The sequence below is a fragment of the Streptomyces sp. NPDC051576 genome (assembly GCF_040681835.1).
Classification (GTDB): domain Bacteria; phylum Actinomycetota; class Actinomycetes; order Streptomycetales; family Streptomycetaceae; genus Streptomyces.
Window position 1 is genome coordinate 105,200 of the sequence record NZ_JBFAZO010000011.1, and the last position, 23,451, is coordinate 128,650.

The following is a 23,451-nucleotide window of genomic DNA, read 5'->3' on the forward strand; positions in this document are numbered from 1 at the left end:
TGACCCGCGTTTTGGGCGCGCTGATCCGTAACCCATCCGTAGGGGCGTTCGCTGCGAATGCCTCGTGTGACGGGATGTGATGAGGGGATGGGCCGCGTGCGGTCGAAGAGTGGGGGACGGGTGGAGGCGGACGAGCTCCTCGTGCTGGTGGCGGCAGGGGATCAGCGGGCCTTCGAGGAGCTGTACGGACTGGTGTCCGGGCCGGTGTTCGGGCTGGTGCGCCGTGTGGTGCGCGACCCGGCGCAGTCCGAGGAGGTCGCCCAGGAGGTGCTGCTGGAGATGTGGCGGTCCGCCGCCCGCTTCGACCCCGGCCGGGGCAGCGCACTGTCCTGGGTCCTCACCCTCGCCCACCGCCGGGCCGTCGACCGGGTGCGCAGCGCCCGCGCGGCCGTCGACCGCGAACAGCGCGAGGCCCGCCGCTCCCACCACCCGGCCTTCGACCAGGTGACCGAGGAGGTCGAGGCAGGCCTCGAACGCCAGTTGGTGCGCCGCTGCCTCGACCGCCTCACCGCCCTGCAACGGCAGTCCGTCACTCTCGCCTATTACGACGGCTATACGTACCGTGAAGTGGCCGAGCGGCTCTCGCTGCCGCTCGGCACGGTCAAGACCCGCATGCGTGACGGACTCACCCGGCTGCGCGACTGCCTGGGAGGTGTCGCATGAGCATTTTCGCCCGACTGTTCGGCCGGGGGGATCTCCATTCGCTCGCCGCCCCCTACGCCCTCGACGCCCTCGAACCCGACGAGCGGCGCCAGTTCGAGAAGCACCTCAAGGGCTGCGACCGCTGCGCCGAGGAGGTGCGCGCCCTGACCGAGGACGCGGTCCGCCTCGCCTGGTCCACGGCCGCCCAGCCGCCGCTCATGATGCGTGACCGGGTGCTGGCCGCCGTGCGCAACACCCCGCAGGAACCAGGACCGTTGCGGGAGCACGCGAGGGAGCGGCGGGAGTACACACCCCGGCTGCCGGCCCATGTGTGGGGCACCCAGCCGCAGGCGTCACGCGCCCGCGTGCCCCAACGGCGCCCGTTCTTCGTGCCGTTCGCCACCGCGACGGCCGCCGCCGCGCTCGTGGTGGCCTCGCTGTTCGCCGTGCAGGCGAACCGGACCCAGGACAAGTTGGACGCCGAGCAGGCGCAGTCGCGTGAGATCGCCCACGTTCTCTCGGCCGCCGACGCCCGCGCGACGACCGGCGCGGACGCCCAGGGCCGGAGCATCGGCGTGATCGCCTCCGCCTCGGAGGGGCGCGCGGTCGTCACCCTGAGCGGATACGGCGCGCTGCCGAGCGACCGCGTGCATCAGCTGTGGCTGATGCGCCCCGACGCGCAACCGCGCTCCCTCGGGCTCTTCAAGGGCGACACGCCCTTGGTCGCCACCGGACTCGACAAAACTGCGACATCACTCGCAGTGACCGTCGAGCCCGATGGAGGCTCACCGCAGCCCACAACGCAGCCAGTTGTCCAACTCGCCCTGAAATCGGTTGGATTCGGAGAGTAATCAAGGAGGGGTCGTCAACACCCTTACGGGGAAGGTGAATCCTGAGACCTCGATACACGAGTGCTCGGTGAGGGCGATAGGGTTAACCTGCCCGGGCCGGGTGGACTCGTACGGGTGGGGAGTGACATGGAACAGATAGTGCGCAGCAGGGCAAGGGTCCCTGCGATCACGTGCGGAAGCAGCGCGACGAGTTCGCGTCTCGACCGCCATCTCTCAGTGCTGGGCGGCCCTGTCGTCCCGCAACGCGAGACGGCGGAGGCGACCTTGCTGATGCGCGAGCTGACCTCGCGTGACAGGACGCAGGAACGCAGTGCCACAGGCACGCGAGTGAGCCGCGTCAAGCTCTTCGCACCGCTGCGCAGGCTGCGCCGTTCGCTGTTCGGCGGGCGCTGAGCAACTGCTCGGTGCCCCCGGGGAGTTCCCGGGGGCCCGCGCTCAGGACGCCACACCGTCCCGGCGCAGTGCTGCGATCTCCACGTCCGCCATCCCCACGGCACGCAGCAGCGTCTCGGTGTGCTCCCCGAGCGCGGGCACGTCACCCATCCGCGCCTCGCCTCCGCCCGGCAAGGTGATGGGCGGCAGCAGTGCCCGCAGCGGTCCGACCGGCGAACCCACTTCCCGCCACCGCTCCCGCGCCGCCAACTGCGGGTGCTCCGCCACCTGTTGTACGTCCCTGAGGCGCGCGCAGGCCACACCGGCGCGCTCCAGTCGCAGCACGGCCTCGTCGGCGCCCAGCCCACCCAGCGCCTTGCCGACGAGGGCGTCCGTGCGCTCCCGCCTCGCGACCCGCGCCGCGTTCGTCGCGAAGTCCGGGTCGGTCCCCAACTCCGGCCGCTCCAGCACCAGTTCGGCCAGCCGCCGCCACTCCCGGTCGTTCTGCACCGACAGCAGCACATGCCCGCCGTCCGCCGTGGGATAGGCGTCGTACGGGGCGATGACGGCGTGTGCGAGTCCCGTGCGCGCCGGGGGAGTTCCGCCGTGCATCGCGTGGTGCAGCGGATGCCCCATCCACTCCGCGAGCGCGTCCAGCATCGACACCTCCACCGGCCCGCCCCGCCCGGTCGTCCCCCGGCGCACGAGCGCCGCGAGCACGCCCGAGAAGGCGTACATGGCCGCCGCGATGTCCGCCGCAGGGATCCCCGCCTTCACCGGCAGCTCCGGCGTCCCGGTCACCGACACCAGCCCGGCCTCGCACTGCACGAGCATGTCGTAGGCCCGCTTGCCGGCGTACGGCCCCGACGCCCCGTAGCCGGAGATGTCCACGGCGACCAGCCGGGGGTGCGCCGCGCACAGCGTCGCCGCGTCAAGACCGAGCCGGGCGGCCGCCCCGTGGGCGAGGTTCTGCACGAACACGTCCGCGTCCGCGACCAGCCGCCGTACGACGTCCAGCCCGCGCGGGTCCTTCAGGTCCAGCGCGATCGACTCCTTGCCCCGGTTGCACCACACGAAGTGCGAGGCCAGACCGCCGGCCGCGGTGTCGTAACCGCGCGCGAAGTCACCGCCGTCGAGCCGCTCGACCTTGATCACCCGGGCGCCCAGATCGGCGAGCTGACGGGTCGCGAAGGGCGCGGCTACGGCCTGTTCGACGGCGACGACGGTGATGCCCTCCAGGGGCAGCGGCAGCGGTTCCATGCCGGGGATCATGTCCCGTGACCGGCACCTTTGTCACCGACGCCTTTGCCGTGCGGGGAGTTCACCCCTCGCCGCGCGCGTACCGGCGTACGGCGAGCGGCGCGAACACGGCGATCAGCGCGGTGCACCACACCAGCGACCCGGCGATCGGATGGGCCACCGGCCAGGCGGCGCCCTCGGGCACGGGGGAGTTCCCGAACAGGTATCGCAGGGCCGTCGTGACCGCGCTGATGGGATTCCACTCGGCCAATGTGCGCAGCCAGCCCGGCAGCCGGTCGGTCGGGATGTACGCGTTGGAGAGCAGCGGCAGCATGAAGGTCGCGCTGCCGAGCTGACCGGCCGCCTCCTCGCTGCGGGAGGCGAGCCCGAGCAGGATGCCGACCCAGGCACAGGCGAACCGGAACAGCAGCAACAGGCCCACGGCGGCCACGGCTTGGGGCGCCGACCCCTCGATCCGCCAGCCCACCGCGAGGCCCACCAGCAGGAACGGCACGGTACCGGCGGCCGTGACGACCAGATCGGCGGCCGCCTGCCCCAGCGGTACGGCGGCCCTGCTCATCGGCAGGGTGCGCAGGCGGTCCGTCACGCCCCGGTGCGAGTCCTGGGCGGCCTGGAACATGCCCGTCATGATGCCGTTGGCGGCCGTCGCGACCAGCAGACCCGGGACGAGGTAGGAGCGGTACGCGCCGCCCGGCATCGCGAGTGCGCTGCCGAAGACATAGCCGAAGAACAGCAGCATCGTGATCGGCATGGTCTGGGTGAGGATCACCAGCGCCGGGTTGTTCCGTACCCGCCGCAACTGCCGGCCGAGCATCGCGGTGCCGTCGTACGCCAACGCGCTCATGCCACCCGCTCCTTGTGGTCGGTCAGCCGGAGGAACACGTCGTCGAGGGTGGGTGGTCGCATGCTCGCGTCGATCAACGGGACGCCCGCCGCGTCGAGTTCGCGGACGAGCCGGGGGAGGGTGAGCGTCGGGTCGCCGGTGACCGCGCCGACCGCGTTCCGCTCGTGGTCGAACGACGGCTCGGCGCCGGTCAGTCGGTCCAGCACACCGGCCGCCTGCGCCAGCGCGTCGGCATGGGCGACGACGACCTCGGCGTACGTGCCGATGAGCGCCTTGAGTTGGGCCGGCGACCCGCTGTGCGCGACCCGGCCCCGGTCCACCAGGGCTATGTCGTCGGCGAGTTGGTCGGCCTCCTCCAGGTACTGCGTGGTCAGCAGCACGGTCGTGCCCTCCCTCTTCAGGTCCCGCAGGGCGTCCCAGATGCGGTTGCGGCTGGCCGGGTCGAGGCCGGTCGTCGGTTCGTCCAGGAAGAGCACGTCGGGGCGTCGTACGAGACTCGCCGCCAGATCGAGGCGGCGGCGCATCCCGCCGGAGTACGTCGACGCGGGCCGGTCGGCGGCCTCCGTCAGGCCGAAGCGGTCCAGCAGCTCGCCGGCCCGCTCGGCGGGGCCGCGCACCCGGTGCAGCCGCGCGAACAGCCGCAGGTTCTGCCGGCCGGTGAGGTCGCCGTCGACCGACGCGTACTGCCCCGTGACGGCGATCCGGCGCCGTACGGCCGAAGCCTCCCGGACGAGATCGTGCCCGGCGATCCGCGCGGAGCCCGCGTCGGGCCGCAGCAGGGTGGTGAGCAGGCGGACGGCCGTGGTCTTGCCCGCGCCGTTGGGCCCGAGGACTCCGCAGACCGTGCCCTGCGCCACCGCCAGGTCCAGCCCGCGCACCGCGTGCACGGCGCCGAAGCGCTTCTCCAGACCTTCACTAAGTACAGCGTACGTAGTAGTCATGGGTCGACCATAGCGCACTACGTACGGTGTACGTAACTAGCATGGTGGTCGAGGTGATGATCAATGGCGGACCGAGCGGCCGTACCCGAAGTGATCTGGGCGCGCCCCGAGCGTGCGGGGCGGGGGCCGAAGCCGGCGTACAGCCGCGCGGACATCGCGGCGGCGGCCGTGCGGATCGCCGACAGTGGCGGGCTGGACGCCGTGTCCATGCGGCATGTGGCGGCCGAGCTGGGGTGCGGCACCATGTCGCTCTACAACTACGTCCCCCGCAAGGAGGACCTCTACGAGCTGATGGTCGACGCGGTGAGCGGCGAGCACGAGGAGTGGGAGCCGTCGGGGGACTGGCGGGCGGACATGATCCGGGTCGCCCACCAGACGCGGACCCTGATGCACCGGCACCCGTGGCTGCCCCGGCTGATGTCACCGGTGTACGGGTTCAGCCCGAACGCCCTGCGCTATCTGGAGCACTGCCTCGCCTGTCTCGATCCGGTCGAGGCGACCTACGGCACGAAGATGCAGCTCGTCGGGCTGCTCAACGGGGTCGTGACCATGTATGTGGCGAACGAGCTGGCCACCGCCGAGCGTTCGCGGTCGCTGCCCTGGTCCGAGGAGCAGGAGAACGCGGTGCGGATCGCCTACCTGGGGAGCCAGATCGCCGGCGGGGCCTATCCGCGGATGGCCGCGGCGTTCACCGAGGATCCGGGGCCGATCGATCTGGACGCGGTGTTCGACATGGCGTTGGCGAAGGTCCTGGACGCCTTCGATCCCGAGCGGGGTCAGAGCAGCGCGAACTGACCCTCCGGGCCCTCCTCGTGGTGGTCCAGGACCGATGCGGGACGGCGCGTCCACTCCGGTGCCGGGAGGACGCCCGCCCCGCGCAGCTCCGTCGCCGTGATCGAGGTCGTCATCTCCAACTCCTCCTGCTGCGGCCGCAGTTCCGCCAACAGCGCCAGGACGGTGATCAGCTCCAGCAACTCGGAGGTCCAGGCCTGCTGCCATGTCGTCGGGCGGATCGCCGCCAGCGTGCCCGGCTCCGCGACCTCCGCCGTCCGGGACGTGAACCACTGCTCCAGCACCCGAACTCCGCCCACCTCGAAGTCCCAGGACTCGGGCGGTACCGGGGAGACGCGGCCCTCGTCCAGGTGCAGGGTCTCCTCGTCGCGGTCGTAGTGCAGCGTGAGGGGAAGGGGCGGCAACGGGGCCCGGACGTACGGGCGTCGGCCACCGGGGAGTTTGGGACGGTCACCGTCGCGGCGCATCAGCCAGAGCACGCGGTGGCCCAACTCGACGCCGCGTGCCCAGAGTTCGGGTTCCGCGGTGAGTGGTACGGCGAGCCCGGGGCGTGTCGTCGCCAGCGTCCACGCGAGGACGTCCACCGGGGCGGGGGAGTGGCCGAGACGGGTGGCGAGATGGGCCAACAGGCCCGGTGCCAGGTTCGGTTCCTCGGCTCCGGGGCGACGGTAGAGGGGGCGGACGCGGCCGGGGCGGAGCAGGGGGAGGACCGAGGACGCGAGGAGGAGCGGACCCGGGGCACCCGCCGTCTCCACCACGAAGATCTGCCGCTCGTCCGCGACCCGCCACACCTCCGGCCGGGCGGAGTCGATCAGCCGGTGGTCCGGGATCAGCCACTGCTCGTCGAAGGGGGCGTGCAGGACCCGGATCGGCTCCGGGCAGGGGCCGGTGGCCCGGATCAGCTTCTCCGTGCCGCTGGGCTGGCCCGGGAGCTGGGGCACCGCCGAGTGCAGGGTGCGGGAGCGGGACGGCTCGAACAGGGTCTCCCGCTCGGGGACTTCGGCCTTCACCAGGGCATCCCAGCGGGCTCTCAGGGTTGCCGCGTCGGGCGCCGTCGGCCACCCCCGGCCGAGCCGGATCGGTGCGACGGACCACGGCATGAGGTCCGCGAGCAGCGGAGCGTCGTCGTGCGTCACGCTCGGCATCGTACGACGACCTCAGTTCGCGGCGTCGAGGGTGACCGTGAAGGAGAAGCGGTCGCCCCGGTAGTGGATGACGGCCACGTCCAGCACCCTGCCCTGTGTGTCGTAGGTGATGCCCGTGTAGTGCAGGATCGGGCTGAGGAGCGGCACTTGGAGCAGGCGCGCGGTCTCCGGGTCGGCGAGGCGGGCCTCCACGGTGTCCGTGATGCGGCTGATGTCCGCGCCGACGACATCCCGCAGCACCTTGGTCATCGGCCAGCGGATCAGGTCGTCCGGGTCGAGGCGGGCGGCCAGTTCGGGGCGGATGTGGTTGCGGGCGTGATTCGTCGGCTCGCCGGTCCGCTCCTCGCCGCGCAGCCGGTGGTACGTCGCCACCTCGGCCAAGTCCGGGAAGTGCTCAACGAGTTCGGGCGGCACGGGCACCTTGCCGTGGTCGAGGAGTTCGGTGGTCATGCCGGACTGCTGGGCCACGATCGCGTCCACGGAGCCCAACAGCCGTACGGGCGTGGCCCGGTGGACGTCCGGCTCGATGAACGTGCCGCGTCTGCGGTGCCGGGTGATCAGGCCCTCGTCCTCCAGCTCCTTCAGCGCCTGCCGCATGGTGAGCACGCTGACGCCGTAGTGCCCCGCGAGCTGCTCCTCCGTCGGCAGCCGCAGCGGGTCCCGGGGCGAGCGGCCGAGTATCGAGGCGCGCAGCGACTGCGACACCTGGTACCAGAGCGGCAGCTTGCGGTTCAGGACGATCGAGTCCGGGGCGAAGGAGGTCACGGGGTCATCCGTACCGGTAGGGGATCTTCAGGGCAAGGGGTGGAAGTGGCGCTGGAGGCCCCGCCAGACCTCGTCGTAGCCCCGCTGGAGGTGATCGGCGTGGGCCGCCTGAGCCGTCGCCGTCACCGGCCAGCGGGTCTCGAACATGAAGGCCAGGCCGTCGTCGACCTTCTGCGGGCGCAGCTCGGCGGCGCTGGCCCGGTCGAAGGTCTCGCGGTCGGGTCCGTGCGCCGACATCATGTTGTGCAGCGAGCCGCCCCCGGGCACGAACCCCTCGGCCTTCGCGTCGTAGGCGCCCTCGATGAGCCCCATGTACTCGCTCATCACGTTCCGGTGGAAGTACGGCGGCCGGAACGTGTCCTCGCCCACCAGCCAGCGCGGCGCGAAGACCACGAAGTCCACACCGGCCAGGCCCGGGGTGTCCGACGGGGAGGTCAGCACGGTGAAGATCGACGGGTCGGGGTGGTCGTAGGAGATGGAGCCGAGCACATTGAACCGGCGCAGGTCATAGGCGTACGGCACATGGTTGCCGTGCCAGGCGACGACATCGAGGGGCGAGTGGTCGTAGGTCGCGGTCCAGAGGTTGCCGCAGAACTTGTTCACCACCTCGACCGGGCCCTCGACGTCCTCGTACGCGGCGACGGGGGCCCGGAAGTCCCGCGCGTTGGCGAGTCCGTTGGCGCCGATCGGGCCGAGGTCGGGGAGCTGGAACGGCGCCCCATAGTTCTCGCACATATATCCGCGGGCTGAAGCATCCAGCAGCTCCACACGGAAGCGCACCCCACGAGGGATCAACGCCACATGTCCCGGCTCCACATGGAGGAGCCCGAACTCCGTGCGCAGCAGCAGCCCGCCGCGCTCCGGCACGATCAGCAGCTCGCCGTCCGCGTCGCTGAAGACACGGTCCATCGAGGAGTCGGCGTGGTAGAGGTGCACGGCCATGCCGGTGCGCTGGGTCGCGTCGCCGTTGCCGCCCAGGGTCCACAGGCCGGCCAGGAAGTCGGTGCCGGGGGCGGGCTGGGGCAGCGGGTTCCAGCGCAGCCGGTTCGGGTCGGGCACCGACTCCGTGAAGGGCGCCGTACGGATCGCGCCGTTGTCGGCGCGGGTGAACGCCGGGTGCGCGGCCGAGGGGCGGATGCGGTACAGCCACGAGCGGCGGTTGTGCGCCCTCGGCTCGGTGAACGCCGTACCGCTGAGCTGCTCGGCGTAGAGACCGAGCGGTGCGCGCTGTGGGGCGTTGCGGCCCTCGGGCAGGGCGCCCGGCACCGCCTCCGAGCTGTGTTCGTTGCCGAAACCGGTGAGGTGGGTCAGTCCCTCGGCGGTCTTCCGCGCGTCCGCGCCCATGCCTGCTCCCTCGCGATTCGATTCCTATGCAACACCGTAGGATTGCGGTTTCGCGGGCGCAAGAGGGCGAGGGGGCCCCGGAAAATCCGACCTCAGGAGGCCAAGAACCAGCCTCAAGGGGGATCCGGCTGTCGGACCGGTGTTCTAGTCTCCCCGGCATGTCGTGGTCGCGCGCACTTCTCACCGCGCTCGCGGTCTGTGCCCTGCTGCTGGCCGGATCGGCGGGCTGCGGCTCCGGCGATGCCCAGGGGCGAAAGGGCGACGGGGTGTCGCCGTCGCCGGTGGGCAAGGTCCTCGACGACACCGACGAGCAGGGCCGGCACTACCGCGAGGTGGGCAAGAAGGGCGCGCCGGAGGTCGGCATAGAGGTGGAGCCCGACGCGGCCGACGACAGCTGGGACGTCCGGCTGTCCGTCCACGACTTCCGCTTCTCGCCCGCCGGCGTGAAGCCGGTCGCGGTCGCGGGCCGGGGCACGGTCCGCCTCCTGGTGGACGGCCGCACCATCGCCCGGCTCCGCATCCCCCAGTACCGCCTCGCGGGCGACCTCGTCCCGCACGGCACCCACCACGTCACCGCGCGCCTCTACGCCGACGACGGCACCGTGTGGGCCGTGCACGGCAAGCCGGTCGAGAGCACGGCGGACATCACGGCGTCGGCGGTGCAGGCCACGCCCGACGGCAGCAAGACACCTCGTTCCGCCTCTACGCCGGGGTCGAAATGAGTGCTACAGGCACCCAGTTCCGTACTGAGGTGCGAGCTTCTCCTGACCGCGGCGGAAAGGCATCATGAAGCCCGTGCCCCACCCGACATCGCTCCGTCGTGCGCCCGTGCAGCGGCGCAGCGCCGAACGGCTGACCAGGATCCTCGACGCCTGCGCCGATCTCCTCGACGAGGTCGGCTACGACGCGCTGAGCACCCGGGCCGTGGCCCTGCGCGCCGGTGTCCCGATCGGCTCGGTCTACCGCTTCTTCGGCAACAAGCGCGCGATGGCCGACGCCCTCGCCCAGCGCAACCTGGAGCGCTACACGGAGCGGGTCACCGAGCGCCTCAAGGAGACCGGCGCGGAGGGCTGGCGGGCGGCGATGGACGCCGTCCTGGACGAGTACCTCGCCATGAAGCGCACCGCCCCCGGCTTCTCCCTCGTCGACTTCGGCAACCAGATCCCCGTCGGTTCCGGCCACGCGGAACCCAACCGCCGCGTCGCCGACCGCCTCACCGACCTCCTCTCCGGCTACCTCGCCCGCGAACCCGACGAAGACCTCCGCCGCACCTTCCTGATCGCCGTGGAGACCGCCGACGCCCTCGTCCACCTCGCCTTCCGGGTCGCACCGGAGGGCGACGAGAAGGTCATCGAGGAGACGCGGGAGTTGTTGCGGGCTTATCTGGCGCGGGTGCTGGACTGAGGTCGGGTTTGCTCTTGCAGGGGGGTGCTTGTCCCTCTGTGGGTGCCGCACCGGCGTCCGGCCGACATCCGGCCCGGCGCCCGCTCCTCCGCGAACGCCCGCCCCTCCGCCGTTTTCCGACCTCACCCCCGCCACCCCCTCGCCACCCTCCATACCGGTCGGTATGCTCGCCCCGAAGAGGCAACGTCGCCCCAGGAGGCCCTGTGTCCCGCACCGCCCTGCGTATCTGCCCCCTGTGCGAAGCCACCTGCGGGCTGACCCTCACGATCGAGGGCACCCGGGTGACCGGCGCCCGAGGCGACCGCGACGACGTGTTCAGCCGGGGGTTCATCTGTCCCAAGGGCGCCTCCTTCGGAGCCGTCGACGGGGACCCCGACCGGCTGCGCGGCCCGCTCGTGCGGCGGGACGGTGAGTTGCGCGAGGCCACCTGGGAGGAGGCGTTCGACGCGATCGCCGCCGGGCTGCGCCCGGTCGTCGAGCGGTACGGCCCGCACGCCGTCGGTGTCGTCCTCGGCAACCCCAACGTGCACACCATGGCCGGCGCCCTCTATCCGCAGGTCCTGCTCGGCGCCCTCGGCACCCGCAGTGTCTTCACCGCGTCCACGGTCGACCAGATGCCCAAACACGTCTCCTGCGGACTGCTCTACGGCGACGCCAACGCGATCCCCGTGCCGGACCTCGACCACACCGACCACCTGCTGCTCATCGGCGCCAACCCCCTTGAGTCCAACGGGAGTCTGTGCACCGCCGCCGACTTCCCCGGCAAGCTCAAGGCGCTCAAGGCCCGCGGCGGCACCCTCACCGTGATCGACCCGCGCCGCACCCGCACCGCCAAGCTCGCCGACCGGCACCTCGCGGTCCGCCCCGGCGGCGACGCCCTGCTGCTCGCGGCGATGACCTACGTCCTCTTCGACGAACACCTCGTGGACATGGGGGAGTCGGCCGCCCATGTGCAGGGGGTCGACGAACTCCGGGAGCACATGCGGGACTTCACCCCCGAGGCCGTGGCAGAGGCCTGTGGCGTGACGGCCGATGAGATCCGCACCCTCGCCCGCGAACTCGCCGCCGCCCCAACTGCCGCCGTGTACGGCCGTATCGGAAGCTGCACCGTCCCGCACGGCACCCTGGCCAGTTGGCTCGTGGACGTCCTCAACATCCTCACCGGCAACCTCGACCGGCCGGGCGGTGCCCTCTTCCCGCAGGCCGCCACCGACCGGACACCCCGGCCCGCCGGACCGGGCCGCGGCTTCGCGCTCGGGCGTTGGCACTCCCGGGTCAGCCAATACCCGGAGGCGAAAGGCGAGTTGCCCCTTTCCGCACTCGCCGAGGAGATCGACACCGCGACCGCCGAGGGCGAACCCATCCGCGCACTCATCGCCGTCGCCGCCAACCCCGTGCTCTCCGCCCCGGACGGGACCCGGCTCGACAAGGCCCTCGACTCGCTCGACTTCATGGTGAGCGTCGACCCCTATCTCAACGAGACCGCGCGCCACGCCGACGTGGTGCTGCCGCCGCCCCCGCCCTCCCAGAGCCCGCACCACGACTTCGCGTTCAACACCCTCGCCGTCCGCAACCAGGTCCGCTACAGCCGCCCGGCGATCCCGCTGGAGCCCGGCCGGATGGCCGAGACCGAGATCCTGTCCCGGCTGATCCTCGCCGCGACCGGCATGCACGGCGCCGACCCCGCCGCCGTGGACACGATGGTCATCGACCAGACCCTCGCCAAGGCCGTCAAGGACCCCAACTCGCCGGTCCACGGCCGGGATTCACGCGAGATCGCCGCCCTGCTCACGGGCGACACCGGCCCCGAGCGACGGCTCGACATGATGCTGCGCCTCGGTCCCTACGGCGACGGCTTCGGCGTACGGCCGGACGGGCTGACCCTCGGACAGTTGCTCGCGCACCCGCACGGCATCGACCTGGGCCCGCTCACCTCCCGGCTCCCGCAGCCGCTGAGGACGCGGAGCGGGAAGATCGAACTGCTGCCGCGGCCGATCGCCGACGACCTGCCCCGGCTCCGGCAGGCGATGAGCGAGCGCGCCGACGGACTGGTGCTCGTCGGCCGCCGCCATCTGCGCTCCAACAACAGTTGGATGCACAACGTGCCCGCCCTCACCGGCGGCACCAACCGCTGCACCCTGCACATCCACCCCGAGGACGCCGAGCGCCTCGGCGTGGTCGACGGAGCGCCGGTCCGGGTGAAGGGCGCCGGAGGAGAGGTGACCGCCCCCGCCGAGATCACCGACGGTCTGCGGCGCGGTGTGGTGAGCCTCCCGCACGGCTGGGGACACGACCGCCCCGGCACCCGGCTCAGCCACGCGGCCACCGACCCGGGAGTCAACGTGAACCAGCTCCTCGACGGCAGTCTGCTCGACCCGCTGTCGGGCAACGCGGTGCTCAACGGAGTGCCCGTGGAGGTCGCCGCTCTCGTCACACCGCTGTGACCTGGAGTTTTGCGCTTATTGCTCGCACGTCAACGTCTTGTTAACGCGGCTTTGCGCGACCTAACGTCATCGGACTGCCGTCCCTGGTGGGAGTTCAAAGGCGAACGTTAGGTGTTCCACTCATGCTGACCATCCTCGGCTTCACCATGATCGCGACCTTCCTGGTCCTGATCATGCTGAAGAAGATGTCGCCGATCGCGGCACTCGTCCTGATACCGGCGTTGTTCTGCGTCTTCGTCGGAAAGGGCGCCAAGCTCGGCGACTACGTCATCGACGGCGTCACCAGCCTGGCGCCCACCGCGGCGATGCTCCTGTTCGCGATCGTCTACTTCGGCGTGATGATCGACGTGGGTCTCTTCGACCCGATCGTCCGGGGGATCCTCAGGTTCTGCAAGGCCGACCCCCTGCGCATCGTCGTCGGCACGGCGGTCCTCGCCGCGATCGTCTCCCTGGACGGCGACGGCTCGACCACCTTCATGATCACGGTCTCGGCGATGTACCCGCTGTACAAACGCCTGAAGATGAGCCTGGTCGTGATGACCGGTGTCGCCGCGATGGCCAACGGCGTGATGAACACGCTCCCCTGGGGCGGCCCGACCGCCCGCGCCGCCACCGCCCTCAAGCTCAGCGCGACCGACATCTTCGTCCCGATGATCCCGGCGCTCGCCGCGGGCCTGCTCGGCGTCCTCGTCCTCGCCTACGTCCTCGGCCGCCGCGAGCGCAAGCGGCTCGGCGTGCTCACGCTGGACGAGGTGCTCGTGGAGGAGCCGGAGACGGTCCTCGTGGGCGCGGGCGGCACGGGCGGCACGGGCAAGGAGACCAGGAGCAGCGGCGGTTCGGGCTCCGGCACGGACGCCTTCGCCGAACTGCCCGACGAGGACGAGGACTTCCAGGGCCTCGACCCGTACCGCCCGACCCTGCGTCCCAAGCTCTACTGGTTCAACGCGCTGCTCACGGTCACCCTGCTCACCGCCATGATCATGGAGTGGCTGCCGATCCCGGTCCTGTTCCTGCTCGGCGCCGCCCTCGCCCTGACGGTCAACTTCCCCCACATGCCGGACCAGAAGGCCCGTCTCGGCGCCCACGCCGAGAACGTCCTCAACGTCTCCGGCATGGTCTTCGCCGCCGCCGTCTTCACCGGCGTCCTCCAGGGCACCGGCATGGTCGACCACATGGCCACCTGGCTGGTCGACAACATCCCCGACGGCATGGGCCCGCACATGGCCTTCGTCACCGGTGTGCTCAGCATCCCGCTCACGTACTTCATGTCGAACGACGGCTTCTACTTCGGCATCCTCCCCGTGCTCGCCGAGGCCGGCCAGGCACACGGGGTCTCGTCCCTGGAGATCGCCCGCGCCTCCCTCGTCGGGCAGCCCCTGCACATGTCGAGCCCGCTCGTGCCCGCCGTGTACGTCCTGGTCGGCATGGCCAAGGTGGAGTTCGGCGACCACACACGGTTCGTGGTCAAGTGGGCAGCCCTCACATCACTCGTGGTGCTCGGGGCAGGAATCCTGTTCGGCATCATCTGACCCACGGGACAGGGGACTTCACCATGGCGCCCGGCAGGAACCGCGGCTGGCTGCTCCGCCTCGTCATCGCCTTCAGCTTCACGCAGGGGGCGGTGTCGATGGCTCGCCCGGCGGTGTCCTACCGGGCCCTGGCCCTCGGCGCCGACGAGCGGGCGATCGGCGTCATCGCCGGCGTGTACGCGCTGCTCCCGCTCTTCGCCGCCGTACCGCTCGGCCGCCGCACCGACCACGGCCGCTGCGCGCCCCTGCTGCCCGTCGGCGTGGTCCTGATCTCCGGCGGCTGCGCGCTGAGCGGACTGGCCAAGTCCCTCTGGGCGATGGCGATCTGGAGCGGAGTGATGGGCCTCGGTCACCTCTGCTTCGTGATCGGCGCCCAGTCGCTGGTCGCCCGCCAGTCCGCGCCGCACGAACAGGACCGCAACTTCGGCCACTTCACCATCGGCGCCTCCCTCGGCCAGCTCGTCGGACCCATCGCCGCGGGAGCCCTGATCGGCGGCTCCGACATGGCCGGCACCAGCGCGCTCGCCCTGCTCGTCGCGGGCGCGGGCGCCGCCGTCTCGTTCACCTCACTGTGGCGCATCGAGGACCGTACGGCCGTCAAGTCCCGTACGGCGCAAGGCGATCGGGTGCCCATGCGGAGCATCCTGGGCGCCCGGGGCGTGCCCGCGGGCATCTTCATCAGCCTCTCCGTGCTGTCCGCGACCGACATCCTCACCGCCTACCTCCCGGTGGTCGGCGAGCACCGGGGCATCGCGCCCTCGGTGATCGGTGTGCTGCTCAGCATCCGCGCGGCGGCCACCATCGCCTGCCGCCTCGTCCTCACTCCGTTGCTGCGACTCCTGGGCAGGGCCGCGCTGTTGACCGCGACCTGTCTGCTCGCGGGCGTCCTGTGCGCGGGCATCGCCCTGCCCGTACCGGTCTGGGCCATCGGCCTGATGCTCGCGGTCCTGGGCTTCTGTCTCGGCGTGGGCCAGCCCCTCTCCATGACGACCGTGGTGCAGGCCGCCCCCGACGACGCCCGCTCCACCGCCCTCGCGCTGCGCCTCACCGGCAACCGCCTCGGCCAGGTCGCCGCGCCCGCCACCGCCGGTCTCGTCGCCGGGGTCGCGGGCGTGGCCGCGCCGTTCGTGATGCTCGGCGCGCTGTTGCTGCTGTCGTCCGGGATCGCGCTGCGCTCGCCGGGCGGTTCCGCCCAGGTCCGGACGGCGCCGGACGGGGTGCGGCGCGGGCGGCCGTCCTTGAGCCGGAAGAGCGATATCTAGCGGTATCTGACGGTGCGTCCGGCGTTGCGCTCACGTTCGGCGGGCGGAACGTGAAAGGGAATCAGGTCAAAGCGGAATTCGTATGACAATCACCTGATTCGGAGGGCTGTTCATGCCGACCTCATCCCTGCCCCGTCGAGCCGCCGCCTGGTCGGTTCTCGCCGCCGCCGCGACCGTCTTCCTCGGTGCACCCGCCGCCGTCGCCGCTCCCGGTGACAACGGGGACGTCAAGATCCATGAGATGGGCACGCCCTTCGACGACCAGAGCAACCAGCCGAAGGTCTGCGACTTCTACCTCGACGCGTTCAACTTCGACAAGGGCCAGCAGGTCACCTGGTCCATCGAGACCCAGCCGCCGGTCCTGGGCGGCGCCACCCGCTCCGGCACCCTCGCGCTCCCGACCGGCACAGGCCACACCACGCCCATCGCCCAACTGCCCAACGGCATGTACAAGCTGACCTGGAAGTTCACCGGCGAGAACGGCGCGGGCAAGCACAAGGTCTTCAAGGTCGACTGCCAGACGCCCCCGCCCGGCGGCGGTACCGGCGGTCCCAACGGCGGTCCGCCCGCCGGTGGCGGTGGGCTGGCCCGTGACGCCGCCCTGACTCCGCTCGCGGGCGCCGCCGCGGTCGGCCTGACCGCGGTCGGCGGGGTGGTCTGGTTCCGGCTGCGCCGCCGTCCCCATGGTGCGTCCTGAGCGGATGCGATGAACTCCCGCGCTGCCCCGCGCCCTTCAGGGGTGCGGGGCGCTGACACCATGCGCCCGCGCCACGGATCCTCCGGTCGCACCACCACCCGCGTGGTGCGGCGCCGCCGGCCCTGGTACCGGACGCGCGCGTACCGGCTCACCCGGACCGTCGTGCTGACCGTCGCGCTCATGGTCGGCGGCACCCGGTGCGCCGGGAGCGCCGACAGCTCCCGACCCGTCCGGGCCACCCCACCGACCACGGACGTCCGCACGGACGCGCGCGGCGGCCAACAGCCGCCCCCCGCCCGCCCGTCGACCCGTCCCAGCCGCCCCGCACCCCCACCGCGCCCCCTGTCGCACTCCCGCGCGACCGGCCTCGTGATCCCCTACCTCAGCGTCGACGCCCCGGTCATCCCCCTCCGGCTCGGCCGCGGTCGGCACATGTCCGCACCACCGGACGACGACCCCAAGCGGGTGGGCTGGTACACGGACGGGCCCTCACCCGGCGAAAAGGGCACCGCCGTCGCCGTCGGCCACCTCGACACCATGACCGGCCCCGCCGTCTTCGCGGGCCTCGGCGCACTGAGGCCCGGCCGTCTGATCGAGGCCCGGCGCGCCGACGGCCGGACCGCCGTGTACACCGTCGACGCGGTGAAGACGTACGAGAAGGCGCACTTCCCCGACCGGGAGGTCTACGGCGCCCGCGGCCGGCCCGAACTCCGCCTCATCACCTGCGGCGGACGCTTCGACCACCGGACCGGCTACTCCGGCAACACCGTCGTCTTCGCCCACCTCACCGCGACCCGTGAACGGGGCCGTACTCCCTGAATGCGATCGTCCGTTTTCTCACCACCCGGACCGACACGCCCGATCCGGTCCGGTCTCTTCCCCCGGGCGCGCACATTCCGTTAACTTCCGTGACTCACAAGCCTCGTACGACCCGTACGAGGCGATCCGATCGCGGAGCCCCCGGGGGCAGTCGTCATGACACGCGCCATCTCCCTGCACGATGTGAGCAAGGCCTACACGCGAGGCGCCCGTGTGGTCGACCGGCTCTCGCTGGACATCGCGCCGGGGGAGTTCCTCGTCCTGCTCGGGCCGTCCGGGTGCGGCAAGTCGACCGTGCTCAGGATGATCGCGGGCCTGGAGGAGATCACCGAGGGCGACCTGAGACTCGACGGCGAGTACGCCAACGATCTCGCGCCCTCCGAACGGGACATGGCGATGGTGTTCCAGAACTTCGCCCTCTATCCGAGCATGACCAGCCGCGACAACATCGGCTTCCCGCTGCGCATCGAGACCCCCGGCGAGGACCCGCGCCCCCGCGTGGACGCCACCGCCCGCATGCTCGGCATCGAGGACCTCCTGGAACGCTTCCCCGGCCAGCTCTCCGGCGGCGAGCGCCAGCGCGTCGCCATGGGCCGGGCCATCGCCCGCCACCCCTCGGCGTTCCTGATGGACGAGCCGCTCTCCAACCTCGACGCCAAACTCCGCAACCACCTGCGCGCCGAAATCTCCGCCCTCACCCGCAAGTTGGGCGTCACCACGGTCTACGTCACCCACGACCAGGCCGAGGCCATGTCACTCGGCGACCGGGTCGCCGTGCTGCGCGGCGGAGTCCTCCAGCAGGTCGGCACACCCCGCTCGGTGTACGCCCTGCCCCGCAACGTCTTCGTCGCCGCCTTCATCGGCACCCCGCGCATCAACCTCCTGCGCGGCCTGGTCCGGGCCCCGTTGGACGGCGCGATGACCATCAGCCTCGGCAAGCAGTACCTGCGCCTGCCCGAACCCCTGTGCCTGGACCACCAGTTGCTCCGCGTCCAGCAGGGCCGCGAGGTCATCGTCGGCCTGCGCTCCGAAGCCATCCGCATAGCCAAGCCCGCCGCCGCCCGCCCCGGCGAGGTGGCGATCAGCGGCCTGGTCGAGCACGTCGAGTTCCAGGGCCACGAGGTCCTCGTCCACTTCAACACCGGCTCCCGGCCCGCCGTCGTACCGGAGTTGGAGGCCCCGCGCCCCGCCCGCCCGGTCCGGCGCCGCCGCCGCGAGGGCGGTGTCCTGGGCCGGCTGCGGGAGCGCGCGGGAGCCCTGCGCGCCGGACCGGTCGTCGTCCTGGAACAGCCGGAGGACCCCGACCCCGTACCGCCCGAGGGCCGCCTCCCCGGCGACCTCGTCGTCCGTACCACCCCCGACATCGAACTCCGCCACGGCATGCAGGTCCCGCTCCTCGTCGACATCGCCCACCTGTTCGTCTTCGACCAGCACGGCGAACGGATCTCCCCGGCCCCGGCGCGGCTCCCCGACCTGGACGAGTGAGGACCGGTACGGATAGGTGCATGAACGTGCACCTCACCCGAAACCGGGCAGCCCTCGCGATCGCCGGCCTCCTCCTGGCCGTCGCCGCCCCGACCGCCTACGCGGGCCTCGACACCGATTCCTCTCCCGCGCCGACGCGCGGAAAGCCGTACGTCGAGACGCAGCTCTTCTTCGGTACCGAGCGGCCGGACGGCGGACCGGCCGTCACCGACGGGCAGTTCATGGCCTTCGTCGACAAGGAGGTCACGCCGGACTTCCCGGACGGGCTCACCGTGCAGAACGGGCGCGGACAGTGGCGGGACGCGCACGGAAAGATCGAGAAAGAGCGGTCGTACGAGCTGATCCTGCTGTATCCGGTGGCGGCGGCGGGCGCGAGCGACCGGAAGATCGAGGAGGTCCGGCGGGCGTACGAGAAGGCGTACGGGCAGGAGGCGGTGGGCCGGGTGGACGACCGGACCCGGGCCGATTTCTGAGGTGTCCGCGCGTCCGTGACCGGGGGTCTCTGGCGTCCCAAAACTAACACCGCTAGTTTGTGAGGCGGACGACGCAGTCACGCCCGGGAGGCAGCACGATGAAGGCACACGACGGCATTTACATCGACGGCGCCTGGCGCCCCGCCGCGAGCGGGGACGCCATCGACGTGGTGAACCCGGCCGACGAGCAGGTGATCGGCCGGGTCCCGGCCGGCAGTGCCGAGGACGTCGACACCGCCGTACGGGCCGCCCGTGCCGCCCTCCCGGGCTGGGCCGCCACCCCGCCCGCCGAGCGGGCCGCGCGCCTGACCGCACTCCGGGACGTGCTCCTCACCCGCAAGGACGAGATCGCCGAGACGGTCACCGCCGAACTCGGCTCCCCGCTCGCCTTCTCCCAGGCCGTCCACGCGAGCGTGCCGATCGCGGTCGCCGGCTCCTATGCCGAACTGGCCGCGACCCACGCCTTCGAGGAGAAGGTGGGCAACTCCACCGTCTACCAGGAGCCCATCGGCGTGGTCGGCGCGATCACCCCCTGGAACTACCCGCTCCACCAGATCGTCGCCAAGGTCGCCCCCGCCCTCGCGGCAGGCTGCACCGTGGTGCTGAAGCCGGCCGAGGACACCCCGCTCACCGCGCAGCTGTTCGCCGAGGCGGTCGACGAGGCAGGCGTCCCGGCCGGTGTCTTCAACCTCGTCACCGGCCTCGGCCCGATCGCCGGCCAGGCCCTCGCCGAGCACCCGGGCGTCGACCTCGTCTCCTTCACCGGGTCCACGGCGGTGGGCCGCCGGATCGGTGCCACCGCCGGTGCCGCCGTCAAGAAGGTCGCCCTGGAACTCGGCGGCAAGTCGGCCAACGTCATCCTCCCGAGCGCCGACCTCGCCAAGGCCGTCAACGTCGGCGTCGCCAACGTGATGTCCAACTCCGGCCAGACATGCAGCGCCTGGACCCGCATGCTCGTCCACCGCGACCAGTACGACGAGGCCGTGGCACTCGCCGTGACCGCCGCCGCCAAGTACGGCGCCCGCATCGGCCCGGTCGTGAACGCCAAGCAGCAGGCGCGGGTGCGGAGTTACATCGAGAAGGGGGTGGCGGAGGGCGCACGGCTGGTGGCGGGCGGCCTCGAACACCCCTCCCCGCAGGGCTACTTCATCAGCCCGACCGTCTTCGCCGACGTGACCCCCGACATGACGATCGCGCAGGAGGAGATCTTCGGCCCGGTCCTGTCGATCCTCCGCTACGACGACGAGGACGACGCCGTGCGCATCGCCAACGGCACGGTCTACGGCCTGGCGGGCGCGGTGTGGGCCGGCGAGGAGGCCGAAGCGGTCGCGTTCGCGCGGAGGCTGGAGACCGGACAGGTGGACATCAACGGCGGGCGCTTCAACCCCCGTGCCCCGTTCGGGGGTTACAAGCAGTCGGGTGTGGGCCGGGAACTCGGCGCGCACGGTCTGTCCGAGTACCTCCAGACCAAGTCCCTCCAGTTCTGAGGAGAGTTCACATGGTTCGCGCCGCCGTCCTGCCCGCCGTGGGCGCTCCGCTGGAGATCGCCGAGATCGACCTCCCGGACCCCGGCCCCGGCCAGGTCCGCATCCGCCTCGCCGCCGCCGGGGTCTGCCACTCCGACCTGTCCCTGACCAACGGCACCATGCGCGTGCCGGTCCCCGCCGTCCTCGGCCACGAGGGCGCGGGCACGGTCGTGGCCGTGGGGGAGGGCGTCACACATGTCTCGCCCGGCGACCCCGTCGTCCTCAACTGGGCCCCGTCCTGCGGCACTTGCCACGCCTGCACGCTCGGCGAGGTCTGGCTCTGTGCCAACGCCCTCAACGGCGCCGCCGACGTCTACGCCCACCGCACCTCCGACGGCGGCGACCTCCACCCCGGCCTGAACGTGGCCGCGTTCGCCGAGGAGACGGTCGTGTCGGCCGCCTGTGTCCTGCCCCTCCCCGACGGAATCCCGTTGACCGACGCGGCTCTCCTCGGCTGCGCGGTCCTCACCGGCTACGGTGCCGTCCACCACTCGGCGCGGGTGCGGGAGGGCGAGACGGTCGCGGTGTTCGGCGTCGGCGGCGTGGGCCTGTCGACCCTCCAGGCGGCCCGGATCGCGGGCGCCGCGAAGATTGTCGCGGTCGATCTCTCCCCGGAGAAGGAGGAGTTGGCGCGCGCCGCCGGAGCCACCGACTACGTGGTCGCCTCCGACAACACCGCCCGCGAGATCCGCGCCCTCACCGGAAAGCAGGGCGTCGACGTCGCCGTGGAGTGCGTCGGCCGAGCCGTCACCATCCGCACCGCCTGGGAGTCCACCCGCCGGGGCGGACGCACGACGGTCGTCGGCATCGGCGGCAAGGACCAGCAGGTCACCTTCAACGCCCTCGAACTCTTCCACTGGGGACGGACGTTGAGCGGCTGCGTCTACGGCAACTCGGACCCGGCGAAGGACCTGCCGGTGCTCGCCGAACACGTCCGGGCCGGACGCCTGGACCTGGGCGCGCTGGTGACGGAACGGATCCAACTGGACGGAATCCCGGCGGCGTTCGAGAACATGCTCGCGGGGAAGGGCGGACGGGCGCTGGTGGTGTTCTGAGCGCCCGTCTCCGAACACCCGTGCCCTTGACGCCCAAGTCTGAACGCCCGGGTCTGAACGCCCTTGTCTACGGCACCTGTTCGGGCTGCGGGTCACTGACGCCCGCGGCCCGCTCCGCCGCCCTCGCGCGCGGCCGGGACCGCGACACCGCCACACCCGCCAGACACAGCACCCCGCCCCCCAGCGTGAGCAGCCCCGGCACCTCGCCGAGCACCAGCCAGGCCATCAGCACGACCAGCGCGGGCACCGCGTACGTCGTCGCGCCCATGCGGCTCGCGGTCGTCCGGGCGAGGGCGTACGCCCAGGTGGTGAAGGCGAGCGCGGTCGGGAACACGCCCAGGTAGACCATGTTGAGGGTGGCGGAGAGGGGCGCGTCGGAGGCCTGGTGCACGAGCTGCCCGGCGAACGGCAGGCAGACCACCGCCCCGATGAGACACCCGAACGTCGTGACCTGGAGTGCGCCGGCCTGCCCGAGGGCCGGCTTCTGGGCGACGACCCCGCCCGCGTACGCGACCGCCGCGAGCAGACACAGTGCCACCCCGAGCACCGACGAGCCGCCCCCGCCCGACATCGAAAGACCCACGGTCACCGCACCGGCGAACGACACCGCCATCCCCGCCAGCAACCTCGGCGGCATCGCGTCACCGAGCAGCCGTGAGCCGAGCAGTGCGATGAGGAGCGGCCCGATGTTCACGATCAGTGCGGCCGTACCGGCGTCGACCTCCTGTTCGCCCCAGTTCAGGACGACCATGTAGACGCCGAACCAGAGCACCCCGGATATCGCGATCCCCCGCCACGCGGCACGCGGCGGCCACCCTTCCCGTCGTACGAGACACATCACTCCCAAGGCGAGACTCCCCGCCGACAGCCGCCCCAGCGCCAGCGCGCCCGGTGAGTAGGCATCGCCGGCGCTCCGGATGGAGACGAAGGCGGAGGCCCACAGCACGACGGTGACGGTGGCCGCAGCGGCGGCCGTACGGGAGACGTTCATCATGCTCCTGAGGGTAGGTATGGATACCGGGTCGAAGCTGGCGGAAATCGGACGGCGACTCCGGCCGGACTCAGCGCAGCTCAACCGCCTCGACACCGAGCAACTCGGACAGCCTGCGCTCGCCGACGGCCGTCACCCGCACCGCCCGCCCCGACCCGATCCGCACACACCACCCCTCCTCCAGCGCGTGTCGGCACAGCGCGGCCCCGGCCACCCCCGCCAGGTGAGGCCGCCGCTCGGTCCAGTCGAGGCATCCCCGGGCCAACGGCCGCCGCCCCTTCCGGTCGAGCCCGATACCGACGGACGCGAACCACTCCACCCCCGCGTCCGTGAGCGCGAACCCCGTGTCCTGCCGCAGCAGCCCCCGGAGGGTCAGCGCGTCCGTCACCGCGATCCCGATCCGCCCGGCCAGATGGTCGTAGCAGGTACGACCCCGGGCCGTCGCCGACCCCGCGCTCGCCTCCCGCAGACCGCGCGGCCGTACGACACCGGCCGGTTCCACCTGCGCGGCGAGGTCCTCGACGAGTTGGGCGACCCGGGCGGAGGCCAGCCGCACATAGCGGTGCCGTCCCTGTCGTTCCTCGGTGAGCAGTCCACCGGCGATCAGCTTGCCCAGGTGCTCGCTGACCGTCGACGCGGTGACACCCGCGTGCCGGGCCAGTTCGCCGCCCGTCCAGGCCCGTCCGTCGAGCAGCGCCAGCAGACAGGTGGCCCGGGTCTCGTCGGCGATCAGTGAGGCCAGCGCGGCGAGTCCCGGTGCCTGAGGATCCCTGGTGGTCATGGGTCCCAGCATGGGCCACGGACACTTCG

23 protein-coding genes are annotated in these 23,451 nt (G+C 71.8%); 15 read left to right on the forward strand and 8 right to left on the reverse strand.

Annotated features, from left to right (window positions below; translation table 11 throughout):
• Positions 1 to 120: 120 nt before the first annotated feature.
• The 3 genes from AB0M63_RS32045 to AB0M63_RS32055 all read left to right on the forward strand — a co-directional run bounded on the left by AB0M63_RS32045 (position 121) and on the right by AB0M63_RS32055 (position 1,886).
• Complete coding sequence (locus tag AB0M63_RS32045) at positions 121 to 663, forward strand: sigma-70 family RNA polymerase sigma factor (protein WP_355906741.1); 543 nt, start codon at positions 121 to 123, stop codon at positions 661 to 663.
• Complete coding sequence (locus tag AB0M63_RS32050; RefSeq protein ID WP_355906242.1) at positions 660 to 1,493, forward strand: anti-sigma factor; 834 nt, start codon at positions 660 to 662, stop codon at positions 1,491 to 1,493. The genes AB0M63_RS32045 and AB0M63_RS32050 overlap by 4 nt, the downstream gene beginning before the upstream one ends.
• A 126-nt stretch (positions 1,494 to 1,619) precedes the next feature.
• Positions 1,620 to 1,886, forward strand: a complete 267-nt coding sequence (locus AB0M63_RS32055) for a hypothetical protein (RefSeq protein WP_355906245.1) — start codon at positions 1,620 to 1,622, stop codon at positions 1,884 to 1,886.
• Between the two features lie 42 nt (positions 1,887 to 1,928).
• On the opposite strand, the gene AB0M63_RS32060 is transcribed toward AB0M63_RS32055, so the two are convergent.
• The 3 genes from AB0M63_RS32060 to AB0M63_RS32070 are packed head-to-tail and all read right to left on the reverse strand — an operon-like array spanning position 1,929 to position 4,910.
• Positions 1,929 to 3,137, reverse strand: a complete 1,209-nt coding sequence (locus AB0M63_RS32060) for a CaiB/BaiF CoA-transferase family protein (RefSeq protein ID WP_366021859.1) — start codon at positions 3,135 to 3,137, stop codon at positions 1,929 to 1,931.
• A gap of 49 nt (positions 3,138 to 3,186) precedes the next feature.
• Positions 3,187 to 3,969, reverse strand: a complete 783-nt coding sequence (locus tag AB0M63_RS32065; protein WP_355906251.1) for an ABC transporter permease — start codon at positions 3,967 to 3,969, stop codon at positions 3,187 to 3,189.
• On the reverse strand, positions 3,966 to 4,910 hold the full coding sequence (locus AB0M63_RS32070; protein WP_366021860.1) for an ATP-binding cassette domain-containing protein: 945 nt from the start codon (positions 4,908 to 4,910) through the stop codon (positions 3,966 to 3,968). Before AB0M63_RS32070 ends, AB0M63_RS32065 begins: the two co-directional genes overlap by 4 nt.
• 63 nt (positions 4,911 to 4,973) lie before the next feature.
• Between AB0M63_RS32070 and AB0M63_RS32075 the strand changes: the two genes are divergently transcribed.
• The gene (locus AB0M63_RS32075; RefSeq protein WP_355906256.1) at positions 4,974 to 5,705 is read left to right on the forward strand and encodes a TetR/AcrR family transcriptional regulator; all 732 of its coding nucleotides are present in this window, start codon (positions 4,974 to 4,976) and stop codon (positions 5,703 to 5,705) included.
• Here AB0M63_RS32075 and AB0M63_RS32080 read toward each other — a convergent pair.
• From AB0M63_RS32080 to hmgA, 3 genes are read right to left on the reverse strand one after another with little or no spacing between them, the layout of a single operon-like run.
• On the reverse strand, positions 5,687 to 6,847 hold the full coding sequence (locus tag AB0M63_RS32080; protein WP_366021861.1) for a type ISP restriction/modification enzyme: 1,161 nt from the start codon (positions 6,845 to 6,847) through the stop codon (positions 5,687 to 5,689). The two genes, AB0M63_RS32075 and AB0M63_RS32080, sit on opposite strands and share 19 nt — an antisense overlap.
• Positions 6,848 to 6,859: 12 nt before the next feature.
• Positions 6,860 to 7,612: a GntR family transcriptional regulator gene (locus AB0M63_RS32085; protein ID WP_366021862.1), complete on the reverse strand. Its 753-nt coding sequence runs from the start codon at positions 7,610 to 7,612 to the stop codon at positions 6,860 to 6,862.
• A gap of 27 nt (positions 7,613 to 7,639) precedes the next feature.
• The gene (hmgA, locus tag AB0M63_RS32090; RefSeq protein WP_366021863.1) at positions 7,640 to 8,956 is read right to left on the reverse strand and encodes a homogentisate 1,2-dioxygenase; all 1,317 of its coding nucleotides are present in this window, start codon (positions 8,954 to 8,956) and stop codon (positions 7,640 to 7,642) included.
• Positions 8,957 to 9,114: 158 nt separating this feature from the next.
• Here hmgA and AB0M63_RS32095 point away from each other — a divergent pair, with 158 nt between their 5' ends.
• From AB0M63_RS32095 to AB0M63_RS32145, 11 genes are all read left to right on the forward strand, one after another.
• Entirely contained in the window at positions 9,115 to 9,678 is a 564-nt protein-coding gene (locus AB0M63_RS32095; protein WP_366021864.1) for a hypothetical protein, read from the forward strand.
• 64 nt (positions 9,679 to 9,742) lie between these two features.
• Complete coding sequence (locus AB0M63_RS32100; RefSeq protein WP_355906269.1) at positions 9,743 to 10,360, forward strand: TetR/AcrR family transcriptional regulator; 618 nt, start codon at positions 9,743 to 9,745, stop codon at positions 10,358 to 10,360.
• 203 nt (positions 10,361 to 10,563) lie between these two features.
• Positions 10,564 to 12,804 carry a molybdopterin oxidoreductase family protein gene (locus AB0M63_RS32105; RefSeq protein ID WP_366021865.1) on the forward strand — a complete coding sequence of 747 codons (2,241 nt, stop codon included), beginning with the start codon at positions 10,564 to 10,566 and terminating at the stop codon, positions 12,802 to 12,804.
• 122 nt (positions 12,805 to 12,926) lie between these two features.
• The gene (locus tag AB0M63_RS32110) at positions 12,927 to 14,333 is read left to right on the forward strand and encodes a citrate:proton symporter (protein WP_366021866.1); all 1,407 of its coding nucleotides are present in this window, start codon (positions 12,927 to 12,929) and stop codon (positions 14,331 to 14,333) included.
• Positions 14,334 to 14,356: 23 nt separating this feature from the next.
• On the forward strand, positions 14,357 to 15,595 hold the full coding sequence (locus AB0M63_RS32115) for an MFS transporter (protein ID WP_366021867.1): 1,239 nt from the start codon (positions 14,357 to 14,359) through the stop codon (positions 15,593 to 15,595).
• 112 nt (positions 15,596 to 15,707) lie between these two features.
• Positions 15,708 to 16,292: a hypothetical protein gene (locus AB0M63_RS32120; protein ID WP_366021868.1), complete on the forward strand. Its 585-nt coding sequence runs from the start codon at positions 15,708 to 15,710 to the stop codon at positions 16,290 to 16,292.
• 60 nt (positions 16,293 to 16,352) lie between these two features.
• On the forward strand, positions 16,353 to 17,111 hold the full coding sequence (locus tag AB0M63_RS32125; RefSeq protein ID WP_366021869.1) for a class F sortase: 759 nt from the start codon (positions 16,353 to 16,355) through the stop codon (positions 17,109 to 17,111).
• 156 nt (positions 17,112 to 17,267) lie between these two features.
• The gene (locus tag AB0M63_RS32130; protein ID WP_366021870.1) at positions 17,268 to 18,596 is read left to right on the forward strand and encodes an ABC transporter ATP-binding protein; all 1,329 of its coding nucleotides are present in this window, start codon (positions 17,268 to 17,270) and stop codon (positions 18,594 to 18,596) included.
• A 20-nt stretch (positions 18,597 to 18,616) separates the two neighbouring features.
• The gene (locus AB0M63_RS32135) at positions 18,617 to 19,069 is read left to right on the forward strand and encodes a DUF3574 domain-containing protein (protein ID WP_366021871.1); all 453 of its coding nucleotides are present in this window, start codon (positions 18,617 to 18,619) and stop codon (positions 19,067 to 19,069) included.
• Positions 19,070 to 19,167: 98 nt separating this feature from the next.
• On the forward strand, positions 19,168 to 20,556 hold the full coding sequence (locus AB0M63_RS32140; protein WP_366021872.1) for an aldehyde dehydrogenase family protein: 1,389 nt from the start codon (positions 19,168 to 19,170) through the stop codon (positions 20,554 to 20,556).
• An 11-nt stretch (positions 20,557 to 20,567) separates the two neighbouring features.
• The gene (locus tag AB0M63_RS32145) at positions 20,568 to 21,650 is read left to right on the forward strand and encodes a Zn-dependent alcohol dehydrogenase (protein ID WP_366021873.1); all 1,083 of its coding nucleotides are present in this window, start codon (positions 20,568 to 20,570) and stop codon (positions 21,648 to 21,650) included.
• 67 nt (positions 21,651 to 21,717) lie between these two features.
• On the opposite strand, the gene AB0M63_RS32150 is transcribed toward AB0M63_RS32145, so the two are convergent.
• Positions 21,718 to 22,641 carry a DMT family transporter gene (locus AB0M63_RS32150; RefSeq protein ID WP_366021990.1) on the reverse strand — a complete coding sequence of 308 codons (924 nt, stop codon included), beginning with the start codon at positions 22,639 to 22,641 and terminating at the stop codon, positions 21,718 to 21,720.
• A 70-nt stretch (positions 22,642 to 22,711) separates the two neighbouring features.
• Entirely contained in the window at positions 22,712 to 23,434 is a 723-nt protein-coding gene (locus tag AB0M63_RS32155; RefSeq protein WP_366021874.1) for a winged helix-turn-helix domain-containing protein, read from the reverse strand.
• Positions 23,435 to 23,451: the final 17 nt, after the last annotated feature.

What these genes read in the sequence shown, in the direction of transcription:
- AB0M63_RS32060 (WP_366021859.1), bottom strand. Translation starts at nt 3,137, where the DNA reads ATGATCCCCGGCATGGAACCGCTGCCGCTGCCCCTGGAGGGCATCACC.
- AB0M63_RS32110 (WP_366021866.1), top strand. Translation starts at nt 12,927, where the DNA reads ATGCTGACCATCCTCGGCTTCACCATGATCGCGACCTTCCTGGTCCTG.
- AB0M63_RS32050 (WP_355906242.1), top strand. Translation starts at nt 660, where the DNA reads ATGAGCATTTTCGCCCGACTGTTCGGCCGGGGGGATCTCCATTCGCTC.
- AB0M63_RS32120 (WP_366021868.1), top strand. Translation starts at nt 15,708, where the DNA reads ATGCCGACCTCATCCCTGCCCCGTCGAGCCGCCGCCTGGTCGGTTCTC.
- hmgA (WP_366021863.1), bottom strand. Translation starts at nt 8,956, where the DNA reads ATGGGCGCGGACGCGCGGAAGACCGCCGAGGGACTGACCCACCTCACC.
- AB0M63_RS32055 (WP_355906245.1), top strand. Translation starts at nt 1,620, where the DNA reads ATGGAACAGATAGTGCGCAGCAGGGCAAGGGTCCCTGCGATCACGTGC.
- AB0M63_RS32075 (WP_355906256.1), top strand. Translation starts at nt 4,974, where the DNA reads ATGGCGGACCGAGCGGCCGTACCCGAAGTGATCTGGGCGCGCCCCGAG.
- AB0M63_RS32115 (WP_366021867.1), top strand. Translation starts at nt 14,357, where the DNA reads ATGGCGCCCGGCAGGAACCGCGGCTGGCTGCTCCGCCTCGTCATCGCC.
- AB0M63_RS32140 (WP_366021872.1), top strand. Translation starts at nt 19,168, where the DNA reads ATGAAGGCACACGACGGCATTTACATCGACGGCGCCTGGCGCCCCGCC.
- AB0M63_RS32080 (WP_366021861.1), bottom strand. Translation starts at nt 6,847, where the DNA reads ATGCCGAGCGTGACGCACGACGACGCTCCGCTGCTCGCGGACCTCATG.
- AB0M63_RS32155 (WP_366021874.1), bottom strand. Translation starts at nt 23,434, where the DNA reads ATGCTGGGACCCATGACCACCAGGGATCCTCAGGCACCGGGACTCGCC.
- AB0M63_RS32150 (WP_366021990.1), bottom strand. Translation starts at nt 22,641, where the DNA reads ATGAACGTCTCCCGTACGGCCGCCGCTGCGGCCACCGTCACCGTCGTG.
- AB0M63_RS32070 (WP_366021860.1), bottom strand. Translation starts at nt 4,910, where the DNA reads ATGACTACTACGTACGCTGTACTTAGTGAAGGTCTGGAGAAGCGCTTC.
- AB0M63_RS32095 (WP_366021864.1), top strand. Translation starts at nt 9,115, where the DNA reads ATGTCGTGGTCGCGCGCACTTCTCACCGCGCTCGCGGTCTGTGCCCTG.
- AB0M63_RS32125 (WP_366021869.1), top strand. Translation starts at nt 16,353, where the DNA reads ATGCGCCCGCGCCACGGATCCTCCGGTCGCACCACCACCCGCGTGGTG.
- AB0M63_RS32145 (WP_366021873.1), top strand. Translation starts at nt 20,568, where the DNA reads ATGGTTCGCGCCGCCGTCCTGCCCGCCGTGGGCGCTCCGCTGGAGATC.
- AB0M63_RS32135 (WP_366021871.1), top strand. Translation starts at nt 18,617, where the DNA reads ATGAACGTGCACCTCACCCGAAACCGGGCAGCCCTCGCGATCGCCGGC.
- AB0M63_RS32100 (WP_355906269.1), top strand. Translation starts at nt 9,743, where the DNA reads ATGAAGCCCGTGCCCCACCCGACATCGCTCCGTCGTGCGCCCGTGCAG.
- AB0M63_RS32065 (WP_355906251.1), bottom strand. Translation starts at nt 3,969, where the DNA reads ATGAGCGCGTTGGCGTACGACGGCACCGCGATGCTCGGCCGGCAGTTG.
- AB0M63_RS32130 (WP_366021870.1), top strand. Translation starts at nt 17,268, where the DNA reads ATGACACGCGCCATCTCCCTGCACGATGTGAGCAAGGCCTACACGCGA.